Below are 23,975 nucleotides of genomic sequence, written 5' to 3' on the forward strand. Positions count from 1 at the left end.
GCGGCGGCGCTGAGGGGTGCGTGGCTGGGGGCGTGGCGGCGGTCTGGGTGCTGAGGGTGCAGGCCTGAGGAGAGCGCGGGGCGGAGACGGACTAGAGGGAAGATACGTCGTCGGGTCGGACCACCTCGGTGATGCCGCGTGCGGCCAGGTGCGCCCGGTCCTCGGCGCGCTCGGCGAGGACGGTGGTCGGGCGGGCGCCCGCCTCGGCGAGGCGCATGAACGCCTCGTACACCGAGCCGCCGGGGCCGCAGACCGACCGCTCGGGGGCCGTCACCTCGTCACCGGTGGCGACCACCACGGCGGTGCTGCGCGGCGGGGGCGGCTGCCAGGAGCGGCGGGCCTCGGCGGCGGCCTCGGCGAGTCGGGCGCCGGCCGGTTTGACCTTGCGGTCGGTGGTCAACAGGCCGAGGCTGTACTCCAGTTCGGGGAAGTCGGCGAGCGAGCGGTCGACGTCGTGGGAGCACCACCAGGTGACGCCCCACAGGTCCGGGCAGTCCAGCGCGGCCTCGACGGTGGCGCCGGTGAAGCGCGCGGCGTCCTCGGGGGCGATGTGCGGGGCGGGCGCGCCGACCTCCTGCAGCCAGACCGGCCGGGCCGGGTCGTCCGCCCAGGCCTTGGACAGCTCGACCAGGTACGCGGCGTGCTGCGCGGTGGCGGTGGAGTGGGCGCCGTAGCGCTGGGCGGTGCCGTTGAACACCCAGGAGTGCACGGCGGTGGCGGCGCCGATCCGCGCCGAGTGCCAGGGGGTGAACGGGTGCTCGTCGAGGTACCAGGCGGCGTCGTACGAGGCGTGCAGGTGGAGTCGGCCCGGGGCGCCGGTCTCGCAGGCATCGAGCATCCGGTGCAGCCAGGCCTGGACCTCGGCGGGGGTGGCCCGGTCGGGGTCGGGGTGCGGGTCGCCGGAGAACTGGTTGATCTCGTTGCCGAGCGTCATCCCGAGGAAGTTGGGCCGCTCGCGCAGCGCCTCGGCGAGGGTGCGCAGGTAGGAGGCCTGGCCGTCGAGGATCTCGGGGTCGGTGAAGAGGTTGCGCCGGTGCCAGGTCCGGGTCCAGGACGGCAGGAAGTCGAAGCTCGACAGGTGGCCCTGCAGGCCGTCCACCGCGACGTCCAGCCCGCGTTCTCCGGCCGCGTCCACCAGGGCCGCCAGCTGCTCGACGGCCCGCGGGCGGATCATGGTGCGGTTGGGCTGGAAGAGCGGCCAGAGCGGGAAGACCCGGACGTGGTCCAGCCCGAGGCCGGCGATGGAGTCGAAGTCGGCGCGCACGGCGTCGAGGTCGAAGTCGAGCCAGTGGTGGAACCAGCCGACGCTGGGGGTGTAGTTGACGCCGAAGCGCGGGGCCTGCGGGGTGCCGGTCATGGGCGGTTGCTTCCTCAACGGTGTCGGGGTGTGCGGACGGCGGGCTATCCCTTGACGGCTCCCTCCTCGACGCCCTTGAAGAAGAAGCGCTGGCAGACGCCGAACACCACGACGATCGGCAGGAAGGCGATCATGGTGCCGGCCGCGATCAGCCGGGGGTTGGCGGAGAAGGTGCCGTTGAGGTACTGCAGCCCGACGGTGAGGGTGTACTTCTGCGGGTCGTTGAGCACGATCAGCGGCCAGAGGAAGTCGTCCCAGGCTCCGATGAAGGTGAAGATCACGATCACGCTGAGCATGCCGCGCACGTTCGGCAGGCCGATGTGCCACAGCCGCTGCCAGACGTTGGCGCCGTCCACCAGCGCGGCCTGGTCGAGTTCGACCGGTACGGCGGCGAAGGCGGTGCGCATCAGCAGCACGTTGAGCATCGCGATCGAGCCCGGCAGCGCGACTCCGGCCAGGGTGTCGGCCAGGCCGAGGCCGCGCACCAGCACGTACTGGGAGACGATGGTGACCTCGCCGGGCAGGACGAGCGTGGCGAGGAAGAGGCCGAGGACGAGCCTGGCGCCGCGGAAGCGCAGCCGGGCGAGCGCGTAGCCGGCCAGGGCGCAGCCGACCACGTTGCCGGTGATGCAGACGGCGGCGACGATCACCGAGTTGAGCGCGTAGGTCCAGACCGGGATGGTGTCGGCGACCTTGGCGTAGTTGCCGAGGGTGGGCTGGTCGGGGATGAAGCTCGGCGTGCTGGTGTAGACGTCCTCGCCGGGGCCCTTGAGGGAGGTGGAGAGCTGCCACAGGAAGGGGCCGACGACCAGGAGCAGGACGAGCAGGAGGAGCAGGTAGCGAACGGCGGTCCGGGCGGGGGAGGGGGTGTTGAAGCCTCGGGAGCCCTGGGAACCTCGGGACCTTTGGGAACCTCGGGAGCCCTGGGAGCCTCGGACGCCCCGGGAGGCCCGGTCGCGGTGGTCGGGCCGGGAGTCCTGCGCGGTCGTCGAACGGGGGGAGGTCATGGGTTCAGGCCGCCTTCCGGTTCAGGCGCATCAGCAGCAGCATCGGGCCGAGGGTGATGACGAAGAGCATCAGGCTGAGCGCGGAGGCGTAGCCGAGGTGGCCGTTGAAGCCGCGGCTGTACATCTGGATCAGCATCACCACCGACATGTCCCGCCCGCCCGGGCCGCCCTGGCCGTGGGAGAGGACGTACAGCTCGGAGAAGACGCGCAGCGCGCTGACCGAGATGAGGACGGAGACCAGCATCATGGTCGGCCGCACCCCCGGCAGGGTGACGTGCCAGAAACGGCGCAGGGGGCCGGCGCCGTCGACGGCCGCCGCCTCGTGGAGTTCGCCGGGGACGTTGGCGAGGGCGGACAGGTAGATGACCATGTAGTAGCCGAAGCCCTTCCAGACGGTCAGGGCGATCGCACTGAACAGCAGCAGCCAGCGGTCGGTGAGGAAGGAGACCGGGGAGTCGGCCAGCCCCGACTGCCGGAGCAGGCCGTTGACCAGGCCGCGGTCGTCCAGCACCCAGCCCCAGATCAGTGCCACCACGACGGCGGACGCGATCACGGGGGTGTAGAAGGCGGTGCGGAAGAAGGTGATGCCGGGGATCTTCCGCTGGACGAGCAGGGCGAGCAGCAGGGGCAGGAAAGTCAGCAGGGGCAGGCAGACCAGCATGAAGACGATGCTGTTGAGCAGGGCGTCGGCGAGCTGTTCGTCGTCGAGCAGGCGCCCGTAGTTCTCCAGGCCGGTGAACTGCCCGCCGCCCAGGGGCTTGGCGTTGGTAAAGGACAGGATCACCGTGTTGACGGCCGGCCAGAGGTTGAAGACGGCCAGCCAGACTATCGCGGGCCCGGCGAGCAGCCAGGGGGTGAACCAACGCCGGTGGGTCATGCCGTTGCCTTCCTGGGGGTGGTGCGGGTCATTCCCGGGGCGGCGGGCGGGGGTGGCCCGCCGCATCGCCGGTACGGCCGGTGGGCGGTGGCCGTCAGCCCTTGAGCAGCTTGTTGCACTGCTCGACGGCGGAGTCCAGGGCCTCCTTGGAGGTCGCGTCGCCGCTGATGGCCAGCGCGAACTGCTGCTTGATGACGGTGGCCATCGCGTCGTCGACCTCGACCGGCTGGATCAGCTTGGCCTTCGCGAGGGAGGTGAAGGCGATCACCTTGGCGTCGCCCGCGTTGGTGCCGTCGCTCCGGCTGAAGAACGGATCCCCGGCGGAGGCCTTGGTGGACGGGAAGACGCTGGTCAGGTGTGCGAAGGCGGCCTGGTTCTCCGGGCTGGTGACCCAGCGGGCGAGGGCGACCGCGGCGGCCGGGTTCTTGGTGTTCTTCGGGATGGACAGTCCCTGGACGTAGAGCGGCGGGGTGGCCATCGCGGGGGAGGCGACGACCTTCGGGGCGAGGGTGGGGTTGTCGGTGGCGAGGCTGGTGATGTAGTTGCCGCCGCCGGTGGTCCAGGCGACCGTGCCCGAGCTGAAGAGCTTGGAGTTGCCGGCGTAGGTGTCGGTCAGCACTCCGTTCGGCATCAGGCCCGCCTTGAAGGCGTCGCGGTACTTGTCGAGCAGTGCGGCGGCCTCGGGAGTGTTGAAGGTGAAGGACTTGCCGTCGTCGGCCATGATCTTGACGCCGATGTTGTAGAGGTCGCCGAGACCGGGCTTGCGGCTCATCAGATAGGTCTGGCCGCCGGACTTCTCCTTCATCACCCGGGCCTGGGCGATCAGTTCGTCCAGGGTGGTGGGGGGCTTGGCCGGGTCCAGCCCGTTCTTGCTGAGGAGTTCCGAACTCCAGTAGTTGACGTCGGTGTTGAGGTACCACGGGTAGCCGTAGGTGCCCTGGTAGCCGTTGAAGCGGTAGGCCTCCACGCCGCCGGCCACGTACTCGTCGGAGAGCTTCGGGTCGGCCTTGGAGACGTCCAGCAGGACGTCCTTCTTCGCCAGCGGGAAGGCGAAGTCCGGCGGGAGGTTGACCACGTCGGGCAGACCGCCGGCGGCGGCCTGGCTGAGCACCTTGTCGGAGTAGCCCTCCCCGGGCTGGTCGAGCCACTCGACCTCGACTCCGGGGTACTTCTTCTTGAAGCCGTCGATCACGCCCTGCATGTAGTCGGTGAACTTCGGCTTCAGCGCCCAGGTCTGCAGCGACACCTTGCCCTTGACCTCGCCGGTGGCGGCCGCGCTCGCCACGCTGTCGCTGTTCTTGGTGTCGCCGGAGCCGAGTCCGCAGCCGGTGAGCGCGGCAGCGGTGAAGGCCGTCGTCGTCAGTGCCGCCCAGATTCTTCGCATGAGGGTCTCCCGGTCCTGAGGGTGGGTGGGGGATCGTGCCGAGCTCGGGGTGTGTCGCGGGGGTGGTGCCCGGGGGTGGTTCCGAGGGAGGTTCCGAGGGGTGCTCTCGTGGGTCTGCCGACGGGTGTACTGCCGGCAGGTGTACTGCCGGCGGGCGGGCTGCGGGCGGATGGACCGCCGGCGGGTGACAGCTGCTGACAGCTGCTGACAGGTGTTGTGCCGACAGGGGTTGTGCGGGTTTCCGGAACCTGGCTTACTAAACCGGTCTAGTTCTGGCAGGGACTATGCTCCCGCCTAAACTTGGATGTCAAGAGAGGAGTCGGGTTCTGTGGGCAGACCGACGATCGCCGACATCGCGCGCCAGGCCGGTGTCTCCAAGGGCGCGGTGTCCTTCGCGCTCAACGGCAGGCCCGGGGTGAGCGAGGCGACCAGGGCCCGGATCCTGCGGGTCGCCGAGGAGATGAACTGGCGCCCGCACAGCGCCGCGCGCGCCCTCGGCGGCGCCCGGGCCGACGCCGTCGGACTGGTGATCGCCCGCCCGGCCCGGACCATCGGCGTCGAGCCGTTCTTCAGCCAACTGCTCTCCGGCCTCCAGGCGGTGCTCTCGGCCCGATCCGTCGCGCTGCACCTGATGGTGGTCGAGGACACCGCCGCGGAGATCGAGGTCTACCGCCGCTGGGCCTCCGAGCACCGGGTCGACGGCTTCATCGTCGTCGACCTGCAGGTCAAGGACCCGCGGCTGCCCGTCCTGGACGAACTCGGGCTGCCCGCCGTCGTCCTGGGCGGCCCCGGCAAGGGCGGCAACCAGCTGCGGATCTGGGCCGACGACCGGGAGGCGATGCTGTCGATCGTCGACTACCTGGCCGCGATCGGACACCGCCGGATCGCCCATCTGGCCGGGCTGCCGCACTTCCAGCACACCCAGCGGCGGATCCGCGCGCTGCGCGACGCCTCCCGCCGGCTCGGACTGGAGGAGGCCGTGTCGGTGCCCACCGACTTCAGCGACGCCGAGGGCGCGGCCGCGACCCGCACGCTGCTCTCCCGGGCCGGGCGGCCCACCGCAATCGTCTACGACAGCGATGTGATGGCGGTCGCGGGGCTCGGAGTGGCGGGGGAGATGGGCGTCGCGGTGCCGGGCGAGCTGTCCATCGTCTCCTTCGACGACTCGGTGCTGGCCCGGATCGTCCACCCGCCGCTGACCGCGCTCAGCCGGGACACCTTCGCGCTCGGCGAGCAGGTCGCCCGCAGCCTGCTCGAGGCCCTGGACGAGACCGGGCCCGGGCGGGACCTGCAGATGCCCACGCCGCGGCTGACCGTACGGGAGTCCACCTCGCCGCCCGGCCCCGCCGGCTCGGCCGCCGGTTCCGTCGCCGCTCTCGCCGCCGGCTCCGTCGGGGATTCGCCCCGCGGAGTGGTTCCTGCGCGGGTCGTTGACAGCGGTTCTGAACCGGTTTAGCCTCGCAGCGCCGAGCGGGAGCCCGCTCGGCGCCCGCGCTCCGCCGCACCTCGCCGTACCCTGCCGAACCCCGCCGAACCCGGCCGCACTCCGTCCGGCTCCGCTGCGCCCGCACGTCGAGGAACCCTCCGCAGCGGCGGCACCCCCTCTGCTCAGGCGCCGTGTTCCAGCGCCGTGTCCCGACACCGGCACGCCCGCATGCACCCGGGCCCCCGTACGCGACGGCGGGCCTGCCCCCACCTCCTCCGCTCGATCGGAGTCACCGCATGTCAAGACGCCTCCCCCTACTGCTCGGCGCCGCCCTCGCGACGGCCGCGCTGACCGCCACCCCGGCGGCCTGGGCCGACCCGATACCGACCGGGGCCCCCGCCGCCCCCGCCGGTCCGGGTACCTCCGCCGGTCCGGGTACCTCCGCCGGTACGGGCGCCACCGCCGGTACGGGCACCGCCGCCGGTACGGGCACCGCCGCCGGTACGGGCACCCAGCCGTTCGCCTCGTACTGGTACCCCAGCACCATCCTCAACTGGGATCCGACCACCGACCCGGACGCCCGCTTCAACCGCTCCCGCGTCCCGCTGCAGCCGCGCACCGCCGACCCGGCGTTGAAGGCGAACCCCAACGCCCGCACCGGCGAAGGGAAGATCGCCTCACTGGTCTCCTTCGGCCCCACCTCCAACAACCCCTCGCAGGGCTCCGCGGACCCCAACTACTACGCCTTCGGCTACTGGCAGTACGTCGACAAGCTGGTGTTCTGGGGTGGTTCGGCCGGGGAGGGCCTCATCCTCGCCCCCAACCCGACCGTCATCGACGCCGCCCACCGCAACGGCGTCAAGGTCTACGGCACCGTCTTCTTCCCGCCCGGCGCGTACGGCGGCCAGATCCAGTGGGTGCGCGACCTCGTCCAGAAGTCCGGCAGCCGCTACCCCGTCGCCGACAAGCTCGCCCAGGCCGCCCAGTACTACGGCTTCGACGGCTGGTTCATCAACCAGGAGACCGGTGGCGGGGATTCGGCCCTCGCCACCGAGGTGCGCAACCTCATGCAGTACACCAAGGCGCAGAGCGGCACCGAGTTCATGTGGTACGACGCGATGACCACCTCCGGTTCGGTCAACTGGCAGAACGCCCTCACCTCCGCCAACTCGCCGTTCCTGCAGGACGGTTCGAAGCGCATCTCGGACTCGATGTTCCTGAACTTCGACTGGTCCGCGAGCGGTCTCGACTCCTCCCGGACCCTGGCACGCAGGCTGGGCCGCAGCGAGTACGACCTCTACTCCGGCATCGACACCGAGGCCAACGGCTACAACTCCTCGGTGGACTGGAACACCCTCTTCCCGCCCGGCAAGCCGCACACCACCTCGCTCGGCCTCTACCGCCCGGAGTGGACCTGGAAGTCGGCCACCGACCGCGCGGACTTCTACGCCAAGGACTCCCGCTACTGGGTCGGCAGCAACAACGACCCGTCCCGGACCGACCTTTCGGCGAGCTGGCCCGGCCTGGCGAGCTACGTCGCCGAGTCCTCACCGATCACCGCCAAGCCCTTCGTCACCAACTTCGACACCGGCCAGGGCGACTTCTACAACGCGGGCGGTACCCGGGTCGCCACCGGCGGTTGGAACAACCTCTCGCTGCAGGACGTCCCGCCGACCTACCGCTGGGTCGTCGACTCCACCGGCAGCAAGCTCACCCCGTCCGTCGACTTCGGCGACGCCTACCAGGGCGGCTCGTCGCTGCGCCTGACCGGCACCCTCGACGCCGCCAACACCGTCCGGCTGTACGAGTCCAAGCTGCCGGTCAGCGCGGCCACCAAGCTGGACCTCGTGGTCAAGACCCCGGCCGCCGGGCCGACCAAGCTCAAGGCCGCCGTCGCCTTCACCGACGCGCCGAACAGCTTCACCACGGTCGACGTCGGCGCGGACTCCGGGACCGGGTGGGAACGCCACACCCTCGACCTCTCCGCCTACGCGGGCCGCACCATCGCCCAGGTCGCGCTCCGAGTCGACGGCTCCGACCCCTCCTACGACCTCAGGGTGGGCCAACTCGCCGTCTACGACGGGTCGGTACAGACTCCGGCGGCGCCCGGCGGCCTCACCGTGCTCGGCGCGGCCGACGTGACACCGGGCTCCAGCCAGTCCCTGCGCCTGTCCTGGACGGCGGCGCCCGGCGGCAACGTGCACCACTACGAGGTGTACCGGCGCAACGTGGACGGCAGCCGGACCTTCCTCGGCGCCACACCGAACGACGCCTACTTCGTCGGGCGGCTCGACCGGGCCGGCGGCGAGAGCGCGACCACCCTCGACGTCGAGGCGGTGTCCACCACCTACGGGCGCTCGACCGCCGCGTCCACCACGGTGGGCTGGACCGGCACACCGCCGAGCTCCACCAACCTGGCGCTCGACCGCCCCGCCACCGCCTCCGGCCAGTGCAACGCCAACGAGGGCCCGGCCAAGGCCGTCAACGGGAGCGTGAGCGGCGGCAACAGCGACAAGTGGTGCAGCCTGAACTCCGCCAAGTCGCTGGAGGTGGACCTCGGTTCGGCGAAGCGGCTGACCGAGTTCGTGGTCAAGCACGCGTCGGCGGGCGGCGAGAGCACCTCGTACAACACCCGTGACTTCTCCGTGCAGGTCCGGTCGAGTACGAGTGATCCCTGGACGACCGTCGCCGACGTCACCGGCAACACCGCCGGCACCACCACCCATCCGGTGAACACGACCGCCCGCTACGTGCGGCTGGTGGTCACCAAGCCCACCCAGACCACCGATCCGGCCGCCCGCATCTACGAGTTCGAGGCCTGGGGCGCGTAGTCCCGCCGCTCCTTCGGAAAGGAACCACCCCCGTGCCGGTCACCATCACCGCCGTCGAGAGCACCGACCTGTTCGTCGGCCCCGAGGACGCGCCCCGCCAAGTACTGCGGGTGACGACCGAGGGCCCGGCCGCCCGGATCACCGTCACCGGCCCGGGCGTCCGCGGCGAGGCGACCGGCACGGGGCTGGTCGAAGTCCCGATGGAGATCACCGGCGCCTCGCCCGGCGCCGAACTCCCGGTCATCGTAAGGGCGGAGGAGCTACGCGACGGCGGGACGGAGGCCGCTCCGGAACGGGCTCCGGCGATAGCCCCGGCGCTGGCTCCGGAAGTGGCTCCGGCGATGGCCTCGGAGGTCGAGGCCGTCGTCGAGGCCGCCGAACCGGGCTGGACGATGTTCCTGGTCTCGCACTTCCACTACGACCCGGTGTGGTGGAACACCCAGGCCGCCTACACCTCCCCCTGGGAACTGCTCTCCGCCGACGCCACCACCCGGCCGCTCTGGGAACGCAACGGCTTCGCGCTCGCCGACGCCCACCTGGACCTCGCCCTGCGAGACCCGGTGTACAAGTTCGTCCTCGCCGAAGTGGACTACCTGAAACCGTACTTCGACCAGCACCCGGAACGCCGCGAGACCCTTCGGCTCCTGCTGGAGCGCGGACAGGTCGAACTCGTCGGCGGCACCTACAACGAGCCGAACACCAACCTGACCGGCGCCGAGACCACCATCCGCAACCTCGTCTACGGCATCGGCTACCAGCGCGACATCCTCGGCGGCGACCCACGAACCGCCTGGCAGCTCGACGTGTTCGGGCACGACCCGCAGTTCCCCGGCCACCTCGCCGCAGCCGGCCTCACCGGCAGCGCCTGGGCGCGCGGCCCCTTCCACCAGTGGGGCCCGATCCAGAAGAACTTCCGCGAGGCCAAGGACGACGCCCGGGTGATGCAGTTCCCCAGCGAGTTCGAGTGGATCGCCCCCGGCGGCCAGGGCGTGCTCACCCACTACATGCCGCACCACTACTCGGCCGGCTGGTGGATGGACTCCTCGCCCGACCTCGCCACCGCCGAGCAGGCCGTCTACGAGCTGTACCGCAAGCTCAAGCCGGTCGGGGCGACCAGGAACCTGCTGCTGCCGGTCGGAACGGACTACACCCCGCCGAACAAGTGGGTCACCGGGATCCACCGCTCATGGGCGGCCAAGTACCTCTGGCCGCGCTTCGTCTGCGCCACCCCGCGCGACTTCCTCGACGCCGTCCGGGCCGAACTCGCCGCCACCGGACGGCGGCCCAGCCCGCAGACCCGCGACATGAACCCGGTGTACACCGGCAAGGACGTCTCCTACATCGACACCAAGCAGGCGCAACGGGCGGGCGAGGTCGCGGCGGTGGACGCCGAGAAGCTCGCCACGCTCGCCTCCGTGCACGGGCTCGGCCGCTACCCCGAGGCGGCACTGGACAAGGTCTGGCGCCAACTCGCCTACGGCGCACACCACGACGCGATCACCGGCTCCGAATCGGACCAGGTGTACCTGGACCTGCTCGGCGGCTGGCGGGAGGCCCACGACCTGGCCGCCGCCGTCCGCGACTCGGCGCTCGACGCGCTCACCGGCCGGATCGACACGACGGGCGAAGGCGCCGCCGTGGTGGTGACCAACACCCTGTCCTTCGACCGGACCGACCTGGTCGCCGTCGAACTCCCCTCCGGTTCGACGGCAGTGAGGGTGCTGGACGACCGCGGCGAGCCGGTGCCCAGCGCCGTCGACCGGGGGACGCTGCGCTTCCTCGCCGCAGGGGTGCCCGCGCTCGGCTGGCGCACCTGGCGGCTGGTGGAGGGCGTCGCGTCGCGGCCGTGGGCGGAGGCGGAGGGCGCGGTCATCACCAACGAGCGGTACCGCGTCACCGCCGACGCGGCGCGCGGCGGCGCGCTCACCTCCGTGCTGGACCTCCGGCACGGACGGGAGCTGATCCAGAATGGCCGGATCGGCAACGAACTGCGCGTCTACGAGGAGTACCCGCAGCACCCCGACTTCGGCGAGGGCCCCTGGCACCTGGTGCCGAGCGGCCCGGTGGTCGGATCCGGGGACGGCGCCGCGTCGGTCCGCCGGGAGACCGGGCCGCTCGGCGAGCGGCTGGTGGTCGGCGGCACGGTCGACGGGATCCGCTACGAGCAGACCGTCACACTGTGGCGCGGACTCGACCGGGTGGACTGCCGGACCCGGGTCGTCGACCACTCCGGCGCCGACCGACTGCTGCGGCTGCGCTTCCCGGTCGACGTCCCCGGCGGGCTGCCGGTCAGCGAGGTCGCCGGCGCGGTCGTCGGACGCGGCTTCGCCATGCCCGACGTGGACTCGGCGGAGGCGCCGTGGACGCTGGACAACCCCGCGAACACCTGGTTCGGGCTCGGCGCCACGGCGCGAGCCGTACTGACCGACCCGAGCGGCACCGTCACCGGCACGCGGGCCCTCGGAGTGGCGGAAGTCGTCGTCCCGACGCTGGACGACGCCGCCGACGCCCGGCCGCTGGTGGTCGCACTCGCCCGGGTCGGTGTCACCGCCACCACCTCGGGCGCGGACTGGGCGCGCTACGGCTGGCTGGACGTGGACTCCAACCTGCCGGACTTCCGCATCGTGATCGGCGGCCCGGAGGTCAACGACGCGGCCAGGGAACTGATCGACCGGGCGGGGGACGGGTACGCCGCCGCCCTGAAGGCCCACGGCGCGGTGTGGGTGCCGGCGCTCACCCCACTCGCCGAGGTCTGGCGGCCCGGCGCCGACCTGCGCGACCTGCGGGCGCTGCCCGCGCTGGTCGTGTCCGACGTCGAGGCGCTGGTCGAGGACCTGGGCGACGCCCGGATCACCGCCGTCTGCCCGCCCGGGGCCGAGGCGCACCCGGTGGACCGACTCGACGATCACACCGTGGCGTTGCTCAGCTTCGGTCTGCCCGGATTCGCCGTCGACACCACCGGCGCGCTGCACCTCTCGCTCATGCGGTCCTGCACCGGCTGGCCCTCCGGCGTCTGGATCGACCCGCCCCGGCGCACCCTGCCCGACGGAGCCTCCTTCCAACTCCAGCACTGGACACACGAGTTCGACTACGCGCTGGTGGCCGGCCCGGGTGACTGGCGGGACCAGGCACTACCCGCCCAGGGCCAGGAGTTCAACCACCCGCTGTACGCCCGGATCGCGGCCCCGCACGAGGGCCCACTCCCGGCCGCCCTCTCCTGGCTGCGCGTCGAACCGCAACGCGAGGTCCTGCTCGGCGCGCTCAAGCCGGCCGGGAACCCGATCGCGCAGGGGTCGGCGGCTCGGCCCGGCGGCGATCTCACCATCCGCCTGGTCGAGTCGACCGGCCTCGGGCGGGCCGTCACGCTCGGGGGCGCCCTCGGACTGGGCGACGTACGACCCGCCGACCTGCTCGAACGCCCGCTCGACCCCGCCGGCCCGGGCCTGGACCTCGCGGGCCAGCAGATCGCCACCCTGCTCGCCACCCCGGCCCTGGCGGCCGCGGATGACGGCCCGGTCCTCGGCCCGGCCGCCGAACCCGCCCAGCCCGTCCACGCCCGCTACTGGCTGCACAACCGCGGCCCGGCACCGCTCGGCTACCTGCCGGTATCGGTCGGCGCCTCGCCCGGACTGCTGCGGACGACGGGCGAGGCGGTGACGCTGTCCGTCGCCCTCTCCTCGCAACTGCAGGACGCGGCGGTCGAGGGCACGGCCGTCGTCCTCCCGCCCGAGGGCTGGGCCACCAGCCCCGGCAGCCGCCCGTACCGGCTCGACGCGGGCGGCCACCTGCGGTTCCCGGTCGCCCTCACCCCGCCGGCCGACGCCGAACCCGGGCTCCACTTCGCCGCCGTCCGGATCGAACACGACGGCCAGCAGATCGAGGACGTGGTGACGATCGCCGTCGGCGACCTGCCCGACCTCCTGCCCGCCCCCGGCGACACCCCCGAGGACTGGACGGCCGCCCAGGGCACCACGGCCACGGCGGGCCGGGACACCGGCCTGACGGTCGAACTCTCACACCACACCCTGCGCCTGGCCCCCGGTGCCAGGGCAACCCTCGGCGTCACCCTCACCAACCGCACCCGCGGCGAGATCCGGGGCGAGCTGCAACTGGTCGCGCCATGGGGCACCTGGGAGGCCATCCCCGACCCCGTGCGCGGCTTCACCGTCCCCGCCGGAGCGACCTCGGTGGCCGAGTTCGCCGTCGCCGCCCCCGAAACCGCCGACCCGGGCGCCTACTGGGCCCTGGCCAAGGTCATGTGGTTCGGCCGCTGCCAGTACACCCCGACCGTCGCCCTGGTGGTGGAGGGATGACGCTCGGCCTGCTCGACGGACAGCCCGTCCCCCGTACGGCCCTGGACCGCCGCCTCGCCGCCCTGCGCAACGGCCCGCGCTCCACCGCCCTGCCTCGGCCGGGCAGTTCGGAGGACCGACAGCTGACCCGGTGGGTCGCGCAGGTGCTGCTGACCGAGGCGCTGTGCGAAGCGGTGGCCGCCGAACGGCACCTGCCCGTGCCCCGGTCGGGCCCGGCCCGTCTCGACCAGCAGGCCGCCGTCGAACTCGGCTCCATCACCGCCGCCGCCTACGAAGGCAACGCGGCCGTGCGGGCCGTCTACGAATCCGTGACAGCCGGCATCGACCCGTCGCCCGCCGCCCTCGCCCACCACCGCACCATGACCGCCAGGCCACCGGCGGTCGTCTGGCACCTCGCCCTCCCCGACGGCGAGCTGGACGCCGAACCCGCGACCCTCCCGGCGGCGCTCGCCGAAGCCCTCCGCGCCGCACCACCCGGCGAGTGGGTCACCGAAGGCCCCTGGAAGGCCGCCCTCCTCACGACCACCACGACCCCAGCGGACCCCGACCCCGCCCCAGCCCTCCGCGCCGCCACCCGCCGAGCCGCCTTCGTCCGCTGGCTCGACCACGAGCGCGCCCGACGCCTCACCCTGGTGCAAGGCCTCGAACACCCCGGCGACCCCGCCCAACCGGACAACCACCACCGCCACTGAGACGACGGCCCACCGGGGAACCCCGCCCCGGCCTCGGGTGCCCGGTCAGGAGCCGCCCACGTAGCGGGACTCCATGTACACCGTCCGCTCCGCCTCTCCCGGGTCCGCCACCACGCTGAAGCGGCTCCCGTTGGAGGTCGTGAAGTCCACGAAGAGGTCGTACGTGACGGACTTGTCGAAGGACCAGCCGAAGCGGTTGGACTCGGGGTCGTCGAACCCGATCCTGTTCCCCTGCCCAGGGGTCCAGTGCACGGGGCGGGCCGCGTCGACCGAGTGGGCGGAGAGGTACCGGTCCACGCAGTCCTTCGGGGCGCGGAAGCTCAGGTTCAGGCTCTGCTCCGGGTACTTCGAGCTCCCGGAGAACCCGACGCCCTGAAGGTCGCAGGCGGGCAGGTCAAGGCCGAACGCCTTCGCGACCCCTTCGAGGCGAGGGTCTGCCCCTTCGGAGAACCCGGGTACGCCCGGGGGTCCGCGGCCGCCGTCGTGCAGCCGACTGCCAGGGAGACGGCGGCGACCACGCCCGCGGCCGCCGCGGCTGCGCGTCGCGGTCCCGTGCCGCCGGGCGGTCCTGCCGTGATCCGTACTCGCATCAGTGTCCTTTCCCGGGGCGGGTACCGTCCCGCGGGGCCTTCCCCGCGGGACGGTACCCGCCCCGGACAGGGTGATCAACCGGCGGTGGAGTCGAGGGCTTGGGCCTGTTCGCGGTCGACGGCGACGGCATCCTCGCCCGCACCGGGTGGCAGCCCGACGGCGAGCCCTGGCGTGACCGGACGGACCCGGGCACCCGACCATGGCGACCGGCTGTCGTCGCGGCTGCCCGGCCCCGTCAGAGCCGCTCGGGGACGGGGTTGCCGACCGCCTCGATGGCGCGGCGGACGGGCACCTTCAGGAGCACCGCGAAGCCGATCACGAAGAACACCAGCAGCGAGATGATCGCCGAGCGGTAGCTGCCGGTGACCTGGAACGCGAGGCCGAAGACCAGCGGGCCCATCCAACTGGTGCCGCGGTCGCTGACCTTGTAGAAGCTGAAGTACTCGGCCTCCTTGCCGGCCGGGATGAGGTGGGAGAACAGCGAGCGGGAGAGCGCCTGGCTGCCGCCGAGCACCAGGCCGATCATGCAGGCCAGGGCGTAGAACCAGAGCGGCTGGTGGGCGGGCATGAAGTAGCCGAGGGCGAGGGTGACGACCCAGCCGAGCAGGGAGCCGAGGATGGTCCGCTTGGCGCCGTACCGCCGGGCGATCCGGCCGAGCAGCAGGGCGCCGCCGATCGCCACGACCTGGACCATGAGCACGGCGGTGACCAGCGAGGTCTGCTCCATGCCGAGTTCCTCGCTGCCGTAGAGCGAGGCCTGGGAGACGACGGTCTGGATGCCGTCGTTGTAGCAGAGGAAGGCGGCGAGGTAGAGCAGCGTGAGCGGGTGCTTGCGCATGCCCTTCAGGGTGCGGCCGAGTTCGCGCAGGCTGCCGGCGGAGGGCTCGCCGGCCGTGGCCGTGGCCCGCCGGGGTGCCACACCGGCGCGGGAGGGCAGTCGCAGCATCGGGACGATCGTGAACAGGGCCCACCACAGGCCCGCCGAGGCCAGGCAGATCCGCACGGCGGTGCCGGAGGAGAGGCCGAGCGCGTCGTGCCCCTCGAACAGCGCCAGGTTGGCGATCAGCAGTACTCCGCCGCCCGCGTAGCCGTACGCCCAGCCCTTGGAGGAGACGGCGTCGCGTTCGTCGGGTGCGGCGAGGCCCGGCAGGTAGGCGTAGGACAGCGCGACCGACACCGCGTACGCGAGGTTGGCGACCACCAGCAGGGCGCCGCCGAGCAGGTAGCGGTCGCCGTCGAGGAAGAACATCCCCATCGTGGCGGTCGCGCCGAGGTAGGCGAAGCCGCACATCAGTTCCTTGTGCCGCCCGGTGCGGTCGGCGACGGTGCCGGTCAGCAGCATCACCACGACGGAGATCAGGACGGAGAAGGAGACCGTGTACGGGAAGAACGACCCGGCGCGGATCGACAGGCCGAGCGGGTGCACGTCGCCGGACGCGTCGGCCGCGTTCTTGGCGACGGTGGTCAGGTACGGCCCGAGGAACACCGTCAGGACGGTGGCGGAGAAGGCGGCGTTCGCCCAGTCGTTGATGTACCAGCCGAACTGCATCCGGCGCAGGGCGGGGCCGTCGGGCGCGGGCGCCGGACCGTCCGGGCGGTCGCCGGGCCGGTCGTCCGGCAGGTGGTCCGGCAGGGGGGCCGCGGTGCTCATGGGGCTCCTATCACCGTGCTGGAGCCGGTGCTGCCGTCCGTCCAGCAACCGCGCTCCCCGAGGACGTCCCGCAGGACGTCGATGCGATCGGCCATGATGCCATCCACCCCGAGGTCGAGGAGAGCCCTGATCCGTGTGGGATCGTCCACAGTCCAGACGTGGACCTGCAGGCCGAGGCGGTGGGCGGCCCGGACGAAGGCCCGGTCGACCACCCGCACGCCCCGGTGCCGCTCCGGCACCTGCGCGCACACCCCGGCGAACGGCGCCCCGCGCCCCGGCAGGAGCGGCCCGGCCAGTGAGCGCAGCCGCAGCCGGGCCACCTCGCGCGGGCCGAGCGAGGTGGCCAGCCGGGGGCCGGCGGCGGCGCGGACGGCGGCGAGCCGGCTGTCGGAGAAGCCGCCGACGCAGACCCGATCCCAGGCGCCGGTGCGGCGGACCGCCTCGACCAGCGGCGCGATGGCCGGCGCCGCCTTGACGTCGATGTTGAACCGGGCGTCGGGGAACGCGCCGAGCAGGTCCTCCAGCAGCGGTACGGGCTCGGTGCCGCCGATGCGGGCCCGCCTGACGGTCGCCCAGGGCAGCTCCGCGACCGCTCCGGCGCGGTCGGTGACGCGGTCGAGCCGGGAGTCGTGGAAGGCCACCAGCACGCCGTCGGCGGTGGCGTGCACGTCCGTCTCCAGGTAGCGGTACCCGAGGGCGACGGCGGCCTCGAAGGCCGCGAGCGAGTTCTCCGGGTGTCCGAGGTCGCCGCCCCGGTGCGCGAAGGCCAGCGGCCCCGGATGGTCGAGGAAGGGGTGCATGTCGTGCTCCGAGCTGCTGGGGGAGGACCTGCCGGGCCCGGGCGCCCGAGCGGCGCGGCCTGCTCCGACGGCGCCCCGGACCGTGCGCGTTACAGTATTACGCACCCTGTCAAGTAGTAACGGTCGGTAGCGATGCAGGTCAGGACGCGGCTGACGCGGCGGCCGTGGGTGCCGTGGTCGCCGGGGCTGCTGTGGTCGCCGTGGCGTGAATCGGCGGGAGATCGTGCAGGAATCAACATTTCGATAATGTTTGATCGTTTTTTGATCGTTTAGAGTCAACATTGTTGTGACCTTTGCCACAACATGAAGCTCCCTCGATGTTTCGGTGTCGCGGTTCACATGGCTGAAACATCCCGCGGTGGCCTGATGTCGCGTAACTATTCGTCAGAAGTTCAGATTTGATGGCAGGGTGGGTGAAGCCGTACCACCTTCTGACCTGCTGCACACTGATCGTGTGCATGATGACGAATGGCTGAACTGTGCGCATGACCCGTTCGGATCGCAACGAAGCGACCACGCGGCCCCGCCTCGCCGGCGAAAAGCTCACCATCCAGGAGTTCTCCCGGCTTGCCGGCCGCGTCGGCGGCTACCCCTACGTGAAAATCGTGCTCGACCGTGCCGAGTCGGTGCTCCACTTCATCGACAGTTCCGACGGCACCCTCCACGTCCGCTACATCGCGTGCGAGATACTCGGCATGTCGCTCGACGAACTGGCCCGCGGGCTCGATTCGTTCAATGACGACGTGTACCGGAATCCCGGCCGCCGCTTCTATCTCGGCACCCTTGCCCTGCACACCCGGCGCAGCCCGGCGGACCAAGTAGCAACGGCAACAGCAACAACAGCCGCAACGACAGCAGCAACGACAGCAGCAGCGGCAACAACGGCAGCACCGGCGACGGCCGACGACGAGACGGACGAGGCCTTCCTGTCCTTGGAGACCGTCGACGTCGACACCATGTCCCAGGACATGCTGCGGTTCTTCTACCACCGGGTACGCGACCACATCGACCCGTCGCTGCCCCTGCTCCTCAAGCCGGCCAACCACCGGCAGGAGGAGTACGTGGCCGGGATCCCGGAGAGCGAGATGCCGCGCGTCCTCTCCCACGAGCTCTACTCCACGGCCTCCTTCGTGCCGTTGAACCCCGGGCAGGCCCACGGGCGGCTGCGGGTGTTCCGCTCGGAGGCCGAGTACCGGGCCGACCCGGAGCCGCTGGAGTGGCACGACATCGTCGTGATGCCCAGGGTGCCCGAGGACGTCCCCCGGGTGTCGGGCATCATCCACACCGAGCACACCACCCCGCTCTCGCACATCAACGTGATGGCCACCGGGTGGCGGATCCCCAACGCCGTCGGCACCGATGCCCTCGACCGGATCGACCGGGCGGGACTGGCCGGGCGGTGGGTCCGCTACCGGGTCGACGCCGACGGCTCCGACTTCCACCTCGAAGCCGCGCAGCCGCACACCGACGGCGCCGGGCCCACACCGCCCGCCGAACGCGTCGCCGTGGACCGGCCCGACCTCACGCCCACCCCCATCACCGTCCTGTCCGGCCTGCGCGCGGGCGACCACGTCCGGTTCGGCACCAAGGCCGCCAACCTCGGCGAACTCACCCACCTGCTGCAGCACGGCTCGCCGCGCTGGCTCGGCTTCTACCGCGTCCCCCGGCCGCCCCGGGACAACCTGCTGCGCTACCTGGCCCGGCAACTCGGCCTCCCGGAGGACGCGGACGAGGCCGAACTGGCCGACGCCGCACAACGCCTGGTGAAGGAGTACGCCCAGGTGCCGCGCGGCATCGTCCTGCCCTTCTCCCTCCAACAGCGCTTCCTCGACTCCTCGCCGGAGCTCCGGGACGCCCTCGGCCGGCTCGACTCCGCCCTCCTGGACGGGACTTCGGCGAGCGCAACGGCCCCGGGCCCTGCGGAGACCACGCGGATCGGCGAGCTCTGCCGCGAAGCCCAGCGGCTGATCCGCACCACCTCGCTGCCGGACCCGATCCGCACCGAGATCGACCGGGCGCTCGACCGGCACCTGTACGGCGCGGCCGTCGTGGTCGTGCGCAGTTCGTCCAACGCCGAGGACCTGCCCGGATTCTCCGCCGCAGGACTCTACGAGTCGGTGGCGAACATCAGCGGCACCGACGCCGTCCTCGACGCGGTCCGGGAGGTCTGGGCCTCGCTGCTCTCGCCCCGCGCCGTCCTGCTGCGGCAGCAGGCGGGCATCCCCCTCGACCACTGCGGCATGGGCGTGATCGTCCAGGAGCAGGTCGGCGCCGCCGTCGGCGGTGTCCTGGTCACCTGCAACCCGCTGAGCCCGCAGGACTTCCGCAACGTCTACCTCAACATCTCGCCCCGCTCGGTGACCGAGGTGGTCTCCGGCGAGGGCGCCCCGCTCCAGTACCTGTGCAACACCATGGAGGGCGGCAGCCGCACGCTCTCGCTCGGCACCGCCGCCGCCGACCTGGACGCGGCGACCAAGGACCTCGTCGGCCGACTGGCCCTGATCAGCCGACTGCTGCAGGCCCACTTCGCGCCCGACGAGAGCTACGCCGCCCCGGTCGACATCGAGTGGGCCATCGAGGACGACCGGGTCAGCCTGCTGCAACTGCGCCCCTTCCGCGCCGCCGCCCGCTGACCCGCAGCCCGCCGCCGCCGGACGACGCGGCCGCGCCCGGCACCGGCCACGGCCAATCCGGCCACGCCCGATACCGGCCACGCCCGATACCGGCCACACCGATTCCCGGCGCCCCGATCCCGGCGGCGCCCCATCCCGGCCACGCGCAGCGCAGCCGCCTGCGACGCCCGCCGCCTGCGCAGCGGGCGGCCGCGGCACCTGCCGCCTGCCCGCCGGTCCCATGAACTCCCGTCAGGAGAACCCACGTTGAACAAGATCCTGTACGTCTACGTCAAGGGCGGAGCCCCGCTGGAGTACGCCTTTCCGCGGATCGCCGCGTGCGGGGAGCTGCACGTGCTCGCGCTGGCTCCGCTGCCCACGACCGCGGAGGACGCGTGGCGGCCCAGCTGCGCCGGCATCGAGCTGGTGTCCGGGGCGCCGCGCGGTGAAGAACTGGTCGAGCTGATCGTGGAGCACGCGAAGGCCATCGGGGCCGACGCGGTGCTCACGCTCTCGGAGTTCGCGGTGCTGGCCGTCGCGCACGCCGCTCGCCGGCTCGGTCTGGCCGGGGCCGGTGAGGGCATCGTCCGCGCGCGGGACAAGCGGCTGATGCGCGAGGCGTGGGCCGCCGCCGGGGTGCCGGTGCCCGGGTTCCGCCGGGTCGACAGACTCGCGGACCTGGACGCCGCGCTGGCCGAGTTCACGCCTCCGCTGCTGCTCAAGCCGGCCTGGGGCGCCGGTTCGGTCGCCCAGATCGTGCTGGACTCGCCCGCGGACGCCGCCCCGGCGTGGGCCGAGATCGAGCGCGGGCTCCGGGCCGGCAGCCGGGTCGGCATGAACGAGCTCTACGCCGCGGACACCGACCGGGACCGGCTGGTCGAGGAGATAGCCCAGGGCTCCACCGAGGGCTGGTACCAGGAACCCGGCTACGGCGACTACGTGAGCGTCGAGGGCATCGTCGCGGACGGTGTCTACCGCCCGCTGGCCATCACCGCCAAGCTGCCGACCGTGCCCTCCTTCGTCGAGGTGGCCAGCACCTCGCCCTCCGTCATGGCGGTGCCGCTGCAACGCCGGATCGAGGAGGTGTCGCGGCAGGCCGTCGACGCGCTCGGCCTGGAGAACTGCGGCACCCACACCGAGCTCAAGCTGATGGAGGACGGCGGGCTGGTGGTCATCGAGACCGCGGCGCGGTTCGGCGGTCTGCTGACGACCCGTCAGGTCCACGAGGTGTTCGGCATCGACCCGATCGGCATGCTGGTCCGGCAGTTGCTGGGCGAGCGGGTCGACTACCCGGAGGCCATGCTCACCCACGGGGACCGGGCCGCCGCGTCGGTGGCCGTCGTGCCCGCCGACGCCTCGGGACGGCCCTGGCGGACCAGGCCGGTGTGGAACCCGCAGGCCGTGGACTGGCAGAGCCTGCTGTCACCGGGCAGCACCATCGAAGCCGTACCCGCCTTCGCCATGCCCGCCGGGCAGCCGGTGCCCTCCTTCGACCCCTTCGCGGGTTCGCGCAACTGGCTCGGGGTCTACCTGCTGAGCGCCGTCGACGCCGACACCCTGAAGCGCGACTGCAACGCCGTGCTGAACGGCCTGGAAGCCGCCCTGCACCGGGCCGCCGGCTGACCCCCTCCCCGTCGACCACCGAGGTACTTCGATGCGTGTACTCTTCGCCGGCGCCCCCGGCGTCGGCCACCTCTTCCCGCTGGTCCCGCTGGCCAGAGCGATGCGCGAACTGGGCCACGAGGTCGCGGTGGCCTCGATGGACGGCGGCGAAGCGGTCGCCGCGTCCGGGCTGCCCTACCTGCCGCTCGCCCCGGGAGTGGACTGGCGCCGGGAGATCCGGGAGGCCGGCCGCACCAGGCGGCCCGACCTGATGAGACGGGTCGTCGAGACCAACGCCGCCGACCGCGAGGCCTTCGTCCCGCTGGCCGCCCACGTCAACGCCATGGTCGCCGACGCGGCCGTCGACCTCGCCGCAGGGTGGCGGCCGGACCTGGTGGTGTACGAGTACCTGTTCCCGGTCGCCCTGCTCGCGGCCGCCGGCCTCGGCGTGCCCGCCGTCCAGCACGACCTCGGATTCGTCCGCACCCCGAAGCTGCGCGAACTGATGCTCACGGAGATGGCGGACACCATCACCCGACACGGCGTCGACCCGCTGCCCGAGCCCGCCGACACCATCGACCTCGCCCCGCCGAGCATGGCCGGGGCGCAGCGGTACGGCAGCACCATGCGGCCCGTCGCCTACAACGGCGAGGGCGAACTCCCGGAGTCCCTGGCCGCGCCCGCCCACCGACCCCGCGTGGCGGTCACCCTCGGCACCGTACCGCCCAAGACCGACGGCCTGACCAGGATCGAGCGGGTCATCGCGGCCGCCGCCGACCTCGACGCCGAGTTCGTCCTGGCGACCGGCGAACTCGACCTCGGCACCCTCGGCACCCTGCCCGAGAACGTCCGCCCGTACGGCTGGGTGCCGTGGCGCGCGCTGCTCGACACCTGCGCGGCCGCGATCCACCACGGCGGCAGCGGCACCGCCCTCGCCGCCCTGGACGCGGGCATCCCGCAACTCGCCCTCCCCGACGGCTCCGACCGCTTCGTCAACGCCCACGCGGTACGCGACCGAGGAGCCGGCCTCTGCGCGGGCGCCGAGGACATCGGCCCCGCCCTGCTGGACCGCCTGCTCACCGACACCGACCTCGCCCGCGCCGCCCGCGAGGTCAGCGCCGAGATCGCGGCGATGCCCAGCCCGGCGGCGCTGGCGACCCGGCTCATGGACCTCACCGGCCCCGCCGGATCAGGCGGCTGAGCCAGGACGGCGGGCCCAGGGGGCCGGGGGCGACCTCCCCCCTCCCTCGGGCCCGCCGCCCGCCGCCCGCCGCCCGCCGCCCGCCGGGCGAGCCGGGACCGAGTCGCCGAGAAGGGCAGCGGGCCGGCGGCCCGGCGGCGCTCTGTCAGCGGCCCGCCGGTGACGTGCAGGTGGTGTCAGCGGTCTGTCCGCGCCCTGAAGGTGGCCCGCCCGAGTCTGGTGGACAGCAGCACCACCGCATCACCCACTCAGGGAGGCCCACCATGTCGAACGCGTCCGCCACGCCGATCCCGACCAGCACACCGAACGCGCCCAGCACTCCGAACGCGCCCACACCACCTGGCGCGCCCAGCGCATCGGCCCTGCCGAACGGCGGCCGGCCTCGCCCCGACGGCCGCAGGGCCTCGGTCCTGGTCTCCGGCGCCGGGATCGCCGGCACCGCCCTCGCCTACTGGCTGGAGCGCTACGGCTTCCACGTCACCGTCGTCGAGCGGGCCCCGTCGCTGCGCGGCGGCGGCCAGGCGGTCGACATCCGGGGCAACGCCCTGCAGGTCGTCGAGCGCATGGGCCTGCTGGAGGAGGTCCGGGCCCGCCGGACCGGTCTGCGCGGAATGTCCCTGGTCGACTCGGACGGCCGCGAGTTGAGCCGCACCACCGAATGGACGGTCAGCGGCGGTCCCGTCGGCGGCCCCGACGTCGAGATCCTGCGCGACGAGTTGGCCGAACTGGTGGCGGGAGCGGCCGGGCCCGGCATCGAGTACCGGTTCGGCGACTCGATCGACACCCTCGTCCAGTACCGCGACGGCGTCCAGGTCCGGTTCCGCAGCGGCACCGAGCGGTCCTTCGACCTCGTCGTGGGCGCCGACGGCCTGCACTCGAACACCCGCCGCCTCGTCTTCGGACCGGAGGACGACTACCTGCACGCCATCGACAGCTACATCGCCGGCTGGAGCGTGCCCAACCACCTCGGCCTGGACCGCTGGGAGATCGTCCACGAGCCCGGCGGCAGGGCCGAGTGGTCCTGCCTGGTGATGACCGCCCGCGGCAACACCGAACTGCGGGTCTTCGTCGGCTTCCGGAGCGACGAACCGCTCGACCGCATGCTGCCCCGCGACCGCGTCGAACAGCGCCGACTGATCGCCGAACGCTGCGCGCACCTGGGCTGGGAGGTGCCGCACTTCCTCCGGGGCATGTGGGAGACGGACGCCTTCCACTACGACGTGGTCGCCCAGATCCGGATGGACCGCTGGTCCAACGACCGCGTCGCCCTGCTCGGCGACGCCGGGTACTGCTGCTCCCCGTTCACCGGCCAGGGCACCAGCGTCGCCCTGACCGCCGCCTACGTCCTGGCCGGCGAACTGCACGCGGCCGACGGCGACCACCGGACCGCCTTCCCCGCCTACGAGCGGCGACTGCGCGACCACGTGACGGCCAACCAGGCCATCCTCGAACTGACCGCCCCCCGCTACGGCGGCGACGCCGCACCCGCGCCCCGGGCGGACGGCGGTCAACCCGGCGCCGAGGGCGTCCCGGGCTTCGACGCTCCGGGCCCGGAGATGGAGGCGGCGTTCCGCGCCGCCACCCTCTTCGACCTGCCCGACTACTGACGTCCGACTACTGACGTCCGACTA

General features: G+C 72.5%; 15 protein-coding genes. 8 read left to right on the plus strand and 7 right to left on the minus strand.

Annotation, left to right across the window (positions count from 1 at the left end; all coding sequences use genetic code 11):
* Positions 1-91: 91 nt before the first annotated feature.
* From IF30_RS0111885 to IF30_RS0111900, 4 genes are all read right to left on the minus strand, one after another.
* Complete coding sequence (locus IF30_RS0111885; RefSeq protein ID WP_030236014.1) at positions 92-1,357, minus strand: glycoside hydrolase 5 family protein; 1,266 nt, start codon at positions 1,355-1,357, stop codon at positions 92-94.
* Positions 1,358-1,401: 44 nt separating this feature from the next.
* A complete protein-coding gene (locus IF30_RS0111890) occupies positions 1,402-2,364 on the minus strand; it encodes a carbohydrate ABC transporter permease (protein WP_107054381.1) in 963 nt (320 codons plus the stop codon).
* Between the two features lie 4 nt (positions 2,365-2,368).
* Positions 2,369-3,241: a carbohydrate ABC transporter permease gene (locus IF30_RS0111895; RefSeq protein WP_030236019.1), complete on the minus strand. Its 873-nt coding sequence runs from the start codon at positions 3,239-3,241 to the stop codon at positions 2,369-2,371.
* 94 nt (positions 3,242-3,335) lie between these two features.
* The gene (locus IF30_RS0111900; protein WP_030236022.1) at positions 3,336-4,625 is read right to left on the minus strand and encodes an ABC transporter substrate-binding protein; all 1,290 of its coding nucleotides are present in this window, start codon (positions 4,623-4,625) and stop codon (positions 3,336-3,338) included.
* A 328-nt stretch (positions 4,626-4,953) separates the two neighbouring features.
* On the opposite strand from IF30_RS0111900, the gene IF30_RS0111905 reads away from it, so the two are divergent.
* The 4 genes from IF30_RS0111905 (at position 4,954) to IF30_RS0111920 (ending at position 13,887) form a co-directional block, all read left to right on the plus strand.
* Positions 4,954-6,081 carry a LacI family DNA-binding transcriptional regulator gene (locus tag IF30_RS0111905; RefSeq protein ID WP_078891331.1) on the plus strand — a complete coding sequence of 376 codons (1,128 nt, stop codon included), beginning with the start codon at positions 4,954-4,956 and terminating at the stop codon, positions 6,079-6,081.
* A gap of 266 nt (positions 6,082-6,347) precedes the next feature.
* Positions 6,348-8,882 carry an endo-beta-N-acetylglucosaminidase gene (locus IF30_RS0111910; protein WP_030236027.1) on the plus strand — a complete coding sequence of 845 codons (2,535 nt, stop codon included), beginning with the start codon at positions 6,348-6,350 and terminating at the stop codon, positions 8,880-8,882.
* Positions 8,883-8,914: 32 nt separating this feature from the next.
* The gene (locus tag IF30_RS0111915) at positions 8,915-13,195 is read left to right on the plus strand and encodes an NEW3 domain-containing protein (protein ID WP_030236028.1); all 4,281 of its coding nucleotides are present in this window, start codon (positions 8,915-8,917) and stop codon (positions 13,193-13,195) included.
* Positions 13,192-13,887, plus strand: a complete 696-nt coding sequence (locus IF30_RS0111920; RefSeq protein ID WP_030236031.1) for a DUF7158 domain-containing protein — start codon at positions 13,192-13,194, stop codon at positions 13,885-13,887. The genes IF30_RS0111915 and IF30_RS0111920 overlap by 4 nt, the downstream gene beginning before the upstream one ends.
* 45 nt (positions 13,888-13,932) lie before the next feature.
* On the opposite strand, the gene IF30_RS0111925 is transcribed toward IF30_RS0111920, so the two are convergent.
* The 3 genes from IF30_RS0111925 to IF30_RS0111935 all read right to left on the minus strand — a co-directional run bounded on the left by IF30_RS0111925 (position 13,933) and on the right by IF30_RS0111935 (position 16,929).
* A complete protein-coding gene (locus tag IF30_RS0111925; protein ID WP_030236035.1) occupies positions 13,933-14,184 on the minus strand; it encodes a hypothetical protein in 252 nt (83 codons plus the stop codon).
* 529 nt (positions 14,185-14,713) lie between these two features.
* On the minus strand, positions 14,714-16,027 hold the full coding sequence (locus IF30_RS0111930) for an MFS transporter (RefSeq protein ID WP_051710021.1): 1,314 nt from the start codon (positions 16,025-16,027) through the stop codon (positions 14,714-14,716).
* A 98-nt stretch (positions 16,028-16,125) separates the two neighbouring features.
* On the minus strand, positions 16,126-16,929 hold the full coding sequence (locus IF30_RS0111935; protein WP_037899773.1) for a glycerophosphodiester phosphodiesterase: 804 nt from the start codon (positions 16,927-16,929) through the stop codon (positions 16,126-16,128).
* Between the two features lie 485 nt (positions 16,930-17,414).
* Between IF30_RS0111935 and IF30_RS0111940 the strand changes: the two genes are divergently transcribed.
* From IF30_RS0111940 to IF30_RS0111955, 4 genes are all read left to right on the plus strand, one after another.
* Positions 17,415-19,562 (plus strand): PEP/pyruvate-binding domain-containing protein, encoded by a 2,148-nt coding sequence (locus IF30_RS0111940; RefSeq protein WP_030236043.1) that lies wholly within the window; start codon positions 17,415-17,417, stop codon positions 19,560-19,562.
* Between the two features lie 246 nt (positions 19,563-19,808).
* The gene (locus IF30_RS0111945) at positions 19,809-21,164 is read left to right on the plus strand and encodes an ATP-grasp domain-containing protein (protein WP_030236046.1); all 1,356 of its coding nucleotides are present in this window, start codon (positions 19,809-19,811) and stop codon (positions 21,162-21,164) included.
* Between the two features lie 31 nt (positions 21,165-21,195).
* Positions 21,196-22,344 (plus strand): nucleotide disphospho-sugar-binding domain-containing protein, encoded by a 1,149-nt coding sequence (locus IF30_RS0111950; RefSeq protein ID WP_030236048.1) that lies wholly within the window; start codon positions 21,196-21,198, stop codon positions 22,342-22,344.
* 263 nt (positions 22,345-22,607) lie between these two features.
* Positions 22,608-23,951 (plus strand): FAD-dependent monooxygenase, encoded by a 1,344-nt coding sequence (locus IF30_RS0111955; protein ID WP_063752597.1) that lies wholly within the window; start codon positions 22,608-22,610, stop codon positions 23,949-23,951.
* Positions 23,952-23,975 lie beyond the last annotated feature (24 nt).

Origin of the sequence: Streptomyces sp. NRRL S-350 (assembly GCF_000719705.1) — a bacterium.
In the GTDB taxonomy this organism is placed as follows: Bacteria; Actinomycetota; Actinomycetes; order Streptomycetales; family Streptomycetaceae; genus Kitasatospora.

Excerpts from the sequence above, each read along its gene's own strand:
- IF30_RS0111885 (WP_030236014.1), bottom strand. The coding sequence starts at position 1,357 with ATGACCGGCACCCCGCAGGCCCCGCGCTTCGGCGTCAACTACACCCCC.
- IF30_RS0111890 (WP_107054381.1), bottom strand. The coding sequence starts at position 2,364 with ATGACCTCCCCCCGTTCGACGACCGCGCAGGACTCCCGGCCCGACCAC.
- IF30_RS0111895 (WP_030236019.1), bottom strand. The coding sequence starts at position 3,241 with ATGACCCACCGGCGTTGGTTCACCCCCTGGCTGCTCGCCGGGCCCGCG.
- IF30_RS0111900 (WP_030236022.1), bottom strand. The coding sequence starts at position 4,625 with ATGCGAAGAATCTGGGCGGCACTGACGACGACGGCCTTCACCGCTGCC.
- IF30_RS0111910 (WP_030236027.1), top strand. The coding sequence starts at position 6,348 with ATGTCAAGACGCCTCCCCCTACTGCTCGGCGCCGCCCTCGCGACGGCC.
- IF30_RS0111920 (WP_030236031.1), top strand. The coding sequence starts at position 13,192 with ATGACGCTCGGCCTGCTCGACGGACAGCCCGTCCCCCGTACGGCCCTG.
- IF30_RS0111930 (WP_051710021.1), bottom strand. The coding sequence starts at position 16,027 with ATGCAGTTCGGCTGGTACATCAACGACTGGGCGAACGCCGCCTTCTCC.
- IF30_RS0111935 (WP_037899773.1), bottom strand. The coding sequence starts at position 16,929 with ATGCACCCCTTCCTCGACCATCCGGGGCCGCTGGCCTTCGCGCACCGG.
- IF30_RS0111940 (WP_030236043.1), top strand. The coding sequence starts at position 17,415 with ATGACCCGTTCGGATCGCAACGAAGCGACCACGCGGCCCCGCCTCGCC.
- IF30_RS0111950 (WP_030236048.1), top strand. The coding sequence starts at position 21,196 with ATGCGTGTACTCTTCGCCGGCGCCCCCGGCGTCGGCCACCTCTTCCCG.
- IF30_RS0111955 (WP_063752597.1), top strand. The coding sequence starts at position 22,608 with ATGTCGAACGCGTCCGCCACGCCGATCCCGACCAGCACACCGAACGCG.